The sequence below is a fragment of the Brevundimonas sp. genome (assembly GCF_031082345.1).
Classification (GTDB): Bacteria; Pseudomonadota; Alphaproteobacteria; order Caulobacterales; family Caulobacteraceae; genus Brevundimonas.
Window position 1 is genome coordinate 23,535 of sequence record NZ_JAVHLH010000002.1, and the last position, 9,866, is coordinate 33,400.

Here is a 9,866-nt window from a genome sequence, read left to right on the forward strand (position 1 = left end):
AGACCTTAGTATTTTATCAGATTAACAAGACATGAACGCACTGTTCACATAAGTCCGTGAAATATTCAACGGACCGCCACTTGATAAGGTTCCAGTCACACGCGCGAATATTTAGCGGCAGTCCGTGTTTTTCTGCGGAAGATCAAGCAGGGCGTGATGGTTGCGCCTTCGGGGCCGGCGGCGGCCAGCCATGAGAGCAACCGCCGGGAGCGCGCGCCGTCCTACGCGTCCGCGAGAAGCGCCAGCATGGCGAAACTGGCCAGCCAGTGCTCGCCCATATAGTCGCCGGTCACATGGGGCAGGGCGGCGTCCAGATGCGCCCGCGCCGCTTCCCGCGCGATGGCGCGCCGGGGATCGCCGGTTTCCAGCGCCGAGGCGATCTCGCGCCAGCACCAGGCCCGGCTCAGGTTGAGGCCGTCGAGATGGGCGATCTTGCCGTCCGAACGGTCGCTGACGCCGGCGGGCCGGAACAGGGTCGCGGGCTCGCGCCGGTCCAGACGCGGCAGGAAGGCGTCGAACCAGGCGGCGAAGGCGTCGGGCTCCAGCACCCGGCGCATCATCGCCGCCTCCATCAGCGCCGGCGACAGGAATTCATCCTGCGAGGGCTCCCACGCCTGACAGTCGCGGTCGCCCGAATGCCAGCGCAGGGCGCGCTCGCGGCACAGGGCGGCGAGGGCGTCGTCCCCCGCGAGTCCGGCGTAGTCGAGCGCCAGGCTCAGGGCGAAGGCGGTGTTGTAGTGGGTCCCGACCCGGACCGGATAATCGGCCAGCGGCAGGAAGTCCGTGAACCGCTTGACGAAGGCCCGGGTCAGCGGGCGCAGGATGTCGCCGCGGCCGTCGTCGTGTCGCTCCAGTTCCGCCGCCAGCATCAGCAGCCAGGCCCATCCGTAGGGGCGTTCGAAGCCGCGGCTTTCGGGGCGGGCCAGATAGGCGGTCTCCCCCGCTACATTGTCCGGCGTGAACAGGTCGTCGGCCAGTGCGCGGACGCGCCCGGCCTCGGGCAAGTCGGGATGCAGCCGCGCCAGGGTGAACAGGGTCCACCAGCCGTGCACGCACGAGTGCCAGTCGAAACTGCCGAAAAAAATCGGATGCAGGTCGCGCGGCCCCTTCACGTCGCCCGGTCCGCCCATGACGTGATCGAGCTTGTTCGGATATTCGCGCGTGACGTGGCCCAGGGCGGTGCGGGCGTAGAGGGCGGCGATCTCGGGGGTCAGGCGGGCGGTCATGGTCAGAACCTGAAGGCCAGGACGTACATCAGCACGATGTTGATCCCCAGCAGGATGGCGGCCGTGGGCAGCTGGACCCGGATGACGCCGTTGAAGGGGGCGTCGCGATCGGGCAGGTCCAGCAGGGCGGCGGGCACGACATTGAAGTTCGCGGCCATGGGGGTGGTCAGGGTGCCGCAGAAGCCGGCCAGCATGCCGATGGCGCAGACGATCGCCGGGTTGCCGCCGAACTGGAACACCACGATGGGCAGGCCGACCGCGGCGGTCATCACCGGGAAGGCGGCGAAGGCGTTGCCCATGATGAAGGTGAACAGGGCCATGCCGACGCAATAGGCGACCACCGCGACCAGCCGGGTGTCGAGCGGCAGATAGCTGGCGAACAGCTCGCCGATCTGGTCGCCGACGCCGGCGATGACGAACACCGCGCCCAGCGCGGCCAGCGCCTGCGGCAGGATGCCGGCCCAGCCGACCGAGTCCATCAGCCGCCGGCCCTCCTGCAGCGGGGCGAGCATCGGCGGCTTGAGCCAGACCATGGCGCCGGCCAGGGCGATGGCGACGGCCAGGCCCAGGGCGATGATGGTCGGCTGCTCGGCGCCGAACAGGGGGACGCCGAGGATGTCGACCTTCTCCAGCAAAAGCACGCCGAGAATGGCCACCGCCGGGATCATCAGGGCCGGGATGAACAGCCAGTTGCCGCGCCGGGCCGCGCTCTCGGCGCGTTCGGCCGGGGTGGTGGTCGGCGGATGGCTCTGGCCCAGCAGGCGGAACCCGGCCAGCGCCGCCAGCGCCAGCACCAGCACGCCGTTGCCGAGATCGCCGAGATACGAGCCGAACAGGAAGCTGACCGCCAGCAGACCCCAGAAGGCCGCCGTCCCGAAGCGCCGGGGATGGTCGCGGTCCAGCACCGTCAGGGTGGAGAAGGCCGCGAAGGTCAGGCCGGCGAAGATATAGACCCAGTCGAGCGTGATCACTGGCCGGCCTCCCGCGCGATGGTGCGGTCCAGCCGCATCAGCCGGAAGCCGTGGACGATCAGGGCGCAGATGGCGGTCGGGATGGCCCACATGGCCAGCTGCCAGGGCTCGAGGAGGATGCCGTTGGCCTCGAGGAAGCCCTTGATCAGCAGGATCGAGGCGATGGCGAAGAAGATGTCCTCGCCGAAGAACAGGGCGATGTTGTCGACCGCCGCCGCATGGGCGCGGATGCGGTAGCGCAGGCCGTCGGGCAGGTCGCCGTAGCGGGTCTCGGCGGCGGCCTCGGCCATCGGCGCGATCAGGGGGCGGACCATCTGGGGGTGGCCGCCCAGCTTGGTCAGGCCGGCCGCGGCGCTGATCTGGCGCAGGACGAAATAGGCCAGCAGGATGCGTCCGGTGGTGGCCGAGCGGACCTTGGCGACGAGGATCCGCGCCCGCTCCTGCAGGCCATGGCGCTCGAGCAGGCCGATCAGGGGCAGCACCAGCCAGATCACGCTGATGTAGCGGTAATCGTTGAAGGCCTTGCCGAAGGCGGCGATCGTGTCGAGCCCGGCCTGCAGGATCTCGCCCGCGCCGACGCCGGGCCCGAAGGCCGCCGCCACGCCGGTGACCACGGCGGTGACCAGGATCACCGCCAGCGGATTGAGCCGCGCCACGAAGCCCGCGACCAGCACCGCTATGCCCAGCAACACCCACATGGATCATCCCCCGTCCGTTCGCCGGGAGAGTTGCGCGGTTTGACGCTCCGGGGAAGCGGTCGGATGACGTTTGGGGGGTGTCAGGCCTTGCCGTATCCGCCCCCGCCCGGCGTCTCGATGACGAAGACGTCGCCCGCGGCCATCTGGACCTCGGCCGTCGACCCCAGGGCTTCGCGCGCGCCGTCGGCCCGTTCGATGCGGTTGACGCCCACGGCCCCGTCCTCGCCCCCGGCGGCGCCGAAGGGCGCGGTGCGCCGGTGGTTGGACAGGATGGCGGCGGTCAGGGGTTCGAGGAAGCGCACCCGCCGCACCGCGCCGTCGCCGCCCCGGTTCGCTCCGGCGCCGCCCGAGCCGCGCCGGATCGAGAACTCTTCCAGCAGGACGGGGAAGCGGGTCTCCAGCACCTCCGGATCGGTCAGGCGGCTGTTGGTCATATGGGTCTGGACCGCCGCGGCGCCGTCGAAGCCCGGACCCGCGCCCGAGCCGCCGGCGATGGTCTCGTAGTACTGGCGGGCCTCGTCGCCGAAGGTGAAATTGTTCATCGTGCCCTGGCTGCCGGCCAGCACCCCCAGCGCGCCGTACAGGCAGTCGACCACGGCCTGGCTGGTCTCGACGTTGCCGGCGACGACGGCGGCGGGATAGCGGGGATTCAGCATCGAGCCCTCCGGCACGATCAGCCGGATCGGCTTCAGACACCCCTCGTTCAGCGGGATGGCGTCGTCGACCAGGGTGCGGAAGACGTAGAGGGTCGCGGCCCGGGTGATCGACAGGGGCGCGTTGAAATTGTTCGGCCGCTGGCCGCTGGTCCCGGTGAAGTCGACCACCGCGCTCCGGCTCTCCGCATCGACGTCGATCCGGACCCGGATGACCGCCCCGTCGTCCATCTCCAGTTCGAAGGCTCCGGGCTTCAGGGCGGCGATGGCGCGCCGCACCGCTTCCTCGGCATTGTCCTGGATGTGGGCCATGTAGGCGGCCACCACCTCGCGTCCGAACTCGCCGACCATCCGACCCAGTTCGTCGGCCCCGCGGGCGCAGGAGGCGACCTGGGCCTTCAGATCGGCCATGTTCTGATCGACGTTGCGCGACGGATATCGCCCCGAGGCAAACAGGGCCCGGGTCTCGGCGTCCCTGAGCCGGCCTGCGTCGATCAGCAGGAAGTCGTCAATCAGCACGCCTTCCTCTTCGACCGACTTCGACGAGGGCGGCATCGATCCGGGCGTGGTCCCGCCCACGTCGGCATGGTGTCCTCGGGCGGCGACGAAGAAGGCGGGCGCGTCATCGGCCTCGAGGAAGACCGGCATGATGACGGTGATGTCGGGCAGGTGGGTGCCGCCGTTGTAGGGCGCGTTCAGCATATAGACGTCGCCGCGGCTCAGGCCCCGGCCGTCGGCCCCGCCGCCGCGCGAGCGGATCACGGTGCGGATGCTCTCGCCCATCGAGCCCAGATGGACCGGGATGTGCGGCGCATTGGCGATCAGCGCGCCGGCGGCGTCGAACACGGCGCAGGAGAAGTCGAGCCGCTCCTTGATGTTGACCGAATAGGCCGTGGCCCGCAGCGCCTCGCCCATCTGCTCGGCGGCGGCCATGAAGCGGCTGTTGAACACCTCCAGCAGGATGGGATCGGCGTCCGTGCCCACGGCGGCGCGCGCGGGCAGGGGGGCGATCCGGGCGAGGATCAGGTTCAGGGCGTCATCCGTGGTGGCGCGCCAGCCGGGCTCCAGCACCGTCGTGCCGGTGTCTTCCAGGATGACGGCGGGGCCGTCGACGACGGCGCCGGCCCCGAAATCGTCGCGGCGATAGACCGGTGCAGCATGGTCGGCGCCGGCCATCCGCACGGGGACGCGGGCGATCACCGCGGGCGGTCCCGCGCTCCCGCCGGCGGAGAGCGTGGACGCCGGCTGATCCGACGCGGCGACGGCCTCGGCCTCGAGGGTCTCGACCACCAGCGCCTTGTCGTCGGCGAAGAAGCCGAAGCGTCGGCGGTGCAGGGCCTCGAACGCCGCCCGCATGTCCTCGGCCGGCCCGAACGGCGCCGACAGGGGCGTGTCCGAGCCCGCGAATTTGATCTCCGCCCGGAGGAGGGCGGTGATGGAGCGTCCGGCATAGCCCTGCGCCGCCAGCTGGCCGCGCGCCTCGGCGGCCAGGGCCTCGATCCGCCGGGTCATGGCCGCATCGCCGGCCGGCTCCAGCGGCGCGGCCACGGTGGCCTGCCGGATGGCCCGCACCTCGGCCAGCCCCATGCCCCAGGCCGACAGCACGCCGGCAAACGGATGCAGCATGACCTGCGTCATGCCGAGCGCGTCGGCGACGAGGCAGGCGTGCTGGCCGCCGGCGCCGCCGAAGCAGTTGAGGACATAGCGGCTCACGTCGTAGCCGCGCTGGATCGACACCGACTTGATCGCCTCGGCCATGTTCTGGACCGCGATGGTGACGAAGCCTTCGGCCAACGCCTCGGGCGTCGTTTGGCGGCCCGTGGCCTCGCCGACCTCGACCGCCAGGGTCTCGAACTTCTCCCGCACGGCGTCGGCGTCCAGCGGCTGGTCGCCGTCGGGGCCGAAGACGGCGGGGAACTGGTCCGGCCGCAGCTTGCCCAGCATGACGTTGCAATCGGTGACGGTCAGGGGGCCGCCGCGACGGTAGGCGGCCGGACCGGGCACGGCGCCCGCCGATTCCGGCCCGACCCTAAGGCGCGAGCCGTCGAAGCGGCAGATCGAGCCCCCGCCGGCCGCCACCGTATGGATGCTCAGCATCGGCGCGCGCAGCCGGACCCCCGCCACGACGGCGTCCGAGGTCCGCTCGTAGTCGCCGGCGAAATGGGACACGTCGGTCGAGGTGCCGCCCATGTCGAAGCCGATGACGCGGTCGAACCCCGCCGACCGCGCGGTCTGCGCCATGCCGACCACGCCACCCGCCGGGCCCGACAGGATGGCGTCCTTGCCGCGGAAGGCCCCCGCCGCCGTCAGGCCGCCGCTGGACTGCATGAACAGCAGCGGCACAGCTTCGCCCAGATCGGCGCCGACGCGGTCGACATAGGCGCGCAGGATCGGCGACAGATAGGCGTCGGCCACGGTGGTGTCGCCGCGCCCGATCAGCTTGATCAGGGCCCCGACCTCATGGCTGACCGAGACCTGCTCGAAGCCGACCTCGCGCGCGATTTCGGCCAGCCGGGCCTCGTGCGCAGTGAAGCGCCAGCCGTGCATCAGGACGATGGCGACGGCGCGCAGGCCCGCGTCATGGGCGGCCGCCAGATCGGCCCGGGCCCGGGCCTCGTCGAGGGATTGCTCGACCGCGCCGTCCGCGCGGATGCGCTCGTCGATCTCGACGACCCGGTCGTAGAGCTGTTCGTGCAGGACGATGTGGCGGGCGAAGATGTCGGGGCGGCTCTGCCAGCCGATGCGCAGCGCGTCGCCGAAGCCGCGGGTGATCGCCAGCACGGTCGGCTCTCCCTTGCGTTCCAGCAGGGCATTGGTCGCCACCGTCGTGCCCATGCGGATGGCGTCCACGCGACCCGCCGGCAACGGTCCCGGCTCGGCGCCCAGGATGCGGCGCACGCCTTCGACCGCGGCGTCGGCGTACTGCTCCGGATTGTCGGACAGCAGTTTGCGGGTCTCGAGCCGCCCGTCGGGCGCGCGGGCCACGATGTCGGTGAAGGTGCCGCCGCGGTCGATCCAGAAGCGCCAGCCGTCGCGGGCGAGGATCGAAGACGCACTCATGGGGTTGCTCCCGGCGGCGGGCCCGTCAGGGCGGGGGTCGAGGCGACCAGATAGCCGGTCGCGACGCCGTCCGTCCAACCGCGCCGACGAATTCCCGCCGGCCTCGCCTCAAGAGGCCGAACCCGCCCGACCTCAGTAGCCGATCACGGTGGGCAGGGCCTGCCAGACGACAGCCACCGTCGCCACGCCGCCGCCGAGCAGGGCCAGCTGGTCGCCAAATCCGGCCACGGCGTCGGCGGGCCGGCGAACGCGTCGGGCGGCGACCGCCGTGATCGTCAGGGCGGCGATGACGCAGGCCCCGCTGAAGGCCAGGCCGATCATGCGCCAGGCCGGGTCGTCGGCCCGGCTGACCACGTCGGCGAGGCTGGCGATGGCGTAGACGCCCATGAAATGGACGGTCCAGACGATCAGTCCGCCCAGCATCCAGATCCAGCGCCCCATGGTCAGCCCCCCGGGAACAGACGGGTCAGCAGGGTGGCGAAGGCGCCCTGACCGGCGGCGTAGACGATGAACAGGGCGATGATGTCGCCGGTCGTGGGCCGGTCCGCCTGCATGTGGCCGGCCAGCCAGCGCAGCACGATGTACAGGCCCATGATCGCCACGATGGCCGCGAACCAGCCCTGCCACGCGAGCAGGGCGTAGACGGTCGCGCCCTGGGCGTGGACCTCCGGCCGCAGACCGGTCCCGATCCAGTCCCGCAGGTCGAGACCCCAGGCGCCGGCGATCAGGGCTGCGGCGGCGACCATCAGCATCGTCGCGATGACGCCGCTGCGCGGCCGGTCCAGCCGCAGGGTCCGGCACGACGCCCAGGCCAACACGGCGGCGGCGGCGTAGCCCGCGAGGACCAGCGCCATCGACGCCATCCCGGGAGGCGGCGCCCACAGGTCCGGGCTGCGACTCCACAGAAAGACGTAGCTGAAACCCATCAGGGCCGCGACCATGCCGCCCACCACCAGGGTGATGACGGCCGCCCACCAGCCGTGGCTGGACGGTCCGCTGACATAGGTCGGCACGATGATCCCGGCGCCGATTTCGGCGGTCCTTTGCGGGTGCGGCCGGTCGAGGAACCAGCACCACTGAAGGATGCAGTAAAGGGCCAGGACGCCGCTGATGATCGAGGGGACATAGGCCTTGACCGTGAGCAGCAGGAACAGGCCGGCGGTGAACACCGCGCCCCAGATCGGCCAGCCGGAGGGGCTGGGCATGCGCTGCAGGTATTGCGGCTCGGCGTTGAGGGTCGAGGTGACGATGGTCTCGCGCTCGCCGGTGGCGCTGTTGGGCAGGAAATAGCGGCCGGCCTCGACGTCGCGGGCCAGACCCTTCTGGTCCCACAGCGGATAGCGGCTGGTCACGACCGGGATCGAACGGACCGAGTAGAGGCCGGTCGGCAGCCATTCGAGGCCGGGGCCGCCGAAGACGTTGCCGGCGTCGCGCGCGCCGAACGGGCGGAAATTCCGCGCCATGTCGATGATCCAGATCAGCACCGCCAAGGCGAAGACGAAGGCCCCGACGGTCGAGAGCATGTTGGGAATCTCCCAGCCCCGGTCCGGCAGCCAGGTGTAGACCCGCCGCGGCATGCCCATCAGCCCGGTCAGGTGCATCGGAAGAAAGGTCAGGTGCATGCCGGCGAACATCAGCCAGAACACCCACTTGCCCAGCCGCTCGCTGAGCGGGCGGGCCGAGCTCATGGGCAGCCAGTAGTAGATGGCCGCGAACATCGGGAAGACCATGCCGCCGATCAGCACATAGTGCAGGTGGGCGACGATGAAGTAGCTGTCGTGCGCCTGCCAGTCGAACGGCACCATGGCGACCATCACCCCGGTCAGGCCGCCCATGACGAAGATGGTCAGCCCGCCGACGACGAACAGGCCCGGCGTGTTGAACCGCATCTTTCCCGCCGCCAGGGTGGCGATCCAGGCGAACACCTGCACCCCCGCCGGGACCGACACCGCCATCGACGCCGCCGAGAAGAAGTTGGTCGATATGGTCGGCATGCCGGTGGTGAACATGTGGTGGGCCCACACGCCGAAGCTGATGAAGCCCGTCGCCAGCATGGCCAGCACGACCAGCCGGTAGCCGACCAGCGGCGTCCTCGCCACGGCCGGGACGATGGTCGACATGGCCCCGGCCGCCGGCAGGAAGATGATGTAAACCTCGGGGTGGCCGAAGAACCAGAACAGGTGCTGCCACAGCAGCGGATCGCCGCCCTTCAGCGGATCGAAGAACGGCCAGCCCAGCGCCCGCTCGATCTCCAGCAGCAGGGTCGAGAGGATGATCGACGGGAAGGCGATGATGATCATGCAGGCGAAGATCAGCATGGCCCAGGCGAAGATCGGCATCTTGTCCAGGGTCATGCCGGGCGCCCGGTTGCGCAGCACCCCGACGATGATCTCGATGGCCCCGGCGATGGCCGAGATCTCGATGAAGCCGATGCCCAGCAGCCAGAAGTCGGCGTTGATCCCCGGCGAGAACTCCATCGAGCTGAGCGGCGGATACATGAACCAGCCGCCGTTCGGCGCCAGGCCGAAGAACAGCGAGGCGAAGAAGGCCAGGCCGCCGATCAGATAGGCCCAGAAGGCGTAGGCGCTGAGCCTCGGGAACGGCAGGTCGCGCGCCCCCAGCATCTGCGGCAGCAGCAGCACGCCCAGCGCCTCGACCGCCGGCACGGCGAACAGGAACATCATCATCGTGCCGTGCACGGTGAAGAACTGGTTGTAGGTCTCCTGCGGCAGGAAGCCGTTCATCGGCACGGCCAGCTGGGTGCGCATCAGCACCGCCAGGGCGCCGGCCAGCACGAAGAACAGCATGGCGGCGCCGACGTAGTAGACGCCGACGAAATTGTTGTTGATGGCGGTGAGCCAGCCCCAGCCGCGGGGCTTGCACCAGATCGTCTCCAATTCCTTCAGCTCGTCGGGCGGCCGCTCGTCCGAGGTCGGGAAACGCGCGTAGAGCGCCGGATCGAAGCCGGTCTCGCTCTTCACTTCAGGCTCTCGAGCCAGGCGGAGACGTCGCGCAGCTCCTGACCGGTCAGGACCGGATAGGCCGGCATGCGGTTGCCCGGCTTGATGGCCTGGCTGTCCGAGATCCAGCCGGCGAGGGTCCCCTGATTGTTGGGCAGGATGCCGGCGCCGAGCGTGCGGCGCGAGCCGACGTGGCTGAGGTCCGGCCCGGCCAGACCGTTGAAGGCCGTCCCCGCCACCGTGTGACAGGCGCCGCAGCCGGCTCGGTCGAACACGGCCGCGCCCCGGTGCGGCGCGG

Annotated in this window: 7 protein-coding genes; all 7 read right to left on the reverse strand. The window is 70.4% G+C overall.

Annotation, left to right across the window (positions count from 1 at the left end):
• Positions 1–221: 221 nt before the first annotated feature.
• Positions 222–1,226: a DUF2891 domain-containing protein gene (locus RDU12_RS00345; protein ID WP_300289192.1), complete on the reverse strand. Its 1,005-nt coding sequence runs from the start codon at positions 1,224–1,226 to the stop codon at positions 222–224.
• 2 nt (positions 1,227–1,228) lie between these two features.
• Positions 1,229–2,197, reverse strand: coding sequence for a DUF979 domain-containing protein (locus RDU12_RS00350; RefSeq protein ID WP_300289193.1), 969 nt, complete (start codon positions 2,195–2,197; stop codon positions 1,229–1,231).
• Complete coding sequence (locus RDU12_RS00355) at positions 2,194–2,895, reverse strand: DUF969 domain-containing protein (RefSeq protein ID WP_300289194.1); 702 nt, start codon at positions 2,893–2,895, stop codon at positions 2,194–2,196. Before RDU12_RS00355 ends, RDU12_RS00350 begins: the two co-directional genes overlap by 4 nt.
• A gap of 80 nt (positions 2,896–2,975) precedes the next feature.
• Entirely contained in the window at positions 2,976–6,608 is a 3,633-nt protein-coding gene (locus RDU12_RS00360; protein WP_308683945.1) for a hydantoinase B/oxoprolinase family protein, read from the reverse strand.
• 132 nt (positions 6,609–6,740) lie between these two features.
• Positions 6,741–7,049, reverse strand: a complete 309-nt coding sequence (locus tag RDU12_RS00365) for a hypothetical protein (protein ID WP_300293298.1) — start codon at positions 7,047–7,049, stop codon at positions 6,741–6,743.
• Positions 7,050–7,051: 2 nt separating this feature from the next.
• Positions 7,052–9,589, reverse strand: a complete 2,538-nt coding sequence (locus RDU12_RS00370) for a cbb3-type cytochrome c oxidase subunit I (protein WP_308683946.1) — start codon at positions 9,587–9,589, stop codon at positions 7,052–7,054.
• Positions 9,586–9,866, reverse strand: a 281-nt coding sequence (locus RDU12_RS00375; protein WP_308683947.1) for a c-type cytochrome, incomplete at its 5' end; no start/stop codon positions are given. The genes RDU12_RS00370 and RDU12_RS00375, both read right to left, overlap by 4 nt.

Excerpts from the sequence above, each read along its gene's own strand:
- RDU12_RS00345 (WP_300289192.1), bottom strand. The coding sequence starts at position 1,226 with ATGACCGCCCGCCTGACCCCCGAGATCGCCGCCCTCTACGCCCGCACC.
- RDU12_RS00355 (WP_300289194.1), bottom strand. The coding sequence starts at position 2,895 with ATGTGGGTGTTGCTGGGCATAGCGGTGCTGGTCGCGGGCTTCGTGGCG.
- RDU12_RS00360 (WP_308683945.1), bottom strand. The coding sequence starts at position 6,608 with ATGAGTGCGTCTTCGATCCTCGCCCGCGACGGCTGGCGCTTCTGGATC.
- RDU12_RS00365 (WP_300293298.1), bottom strand. The coding sequence starts at position 7,049 with ATGGGGCGCTGGATCTGGATGCTGGGCGGACTGATCGTCTGGACCGTC.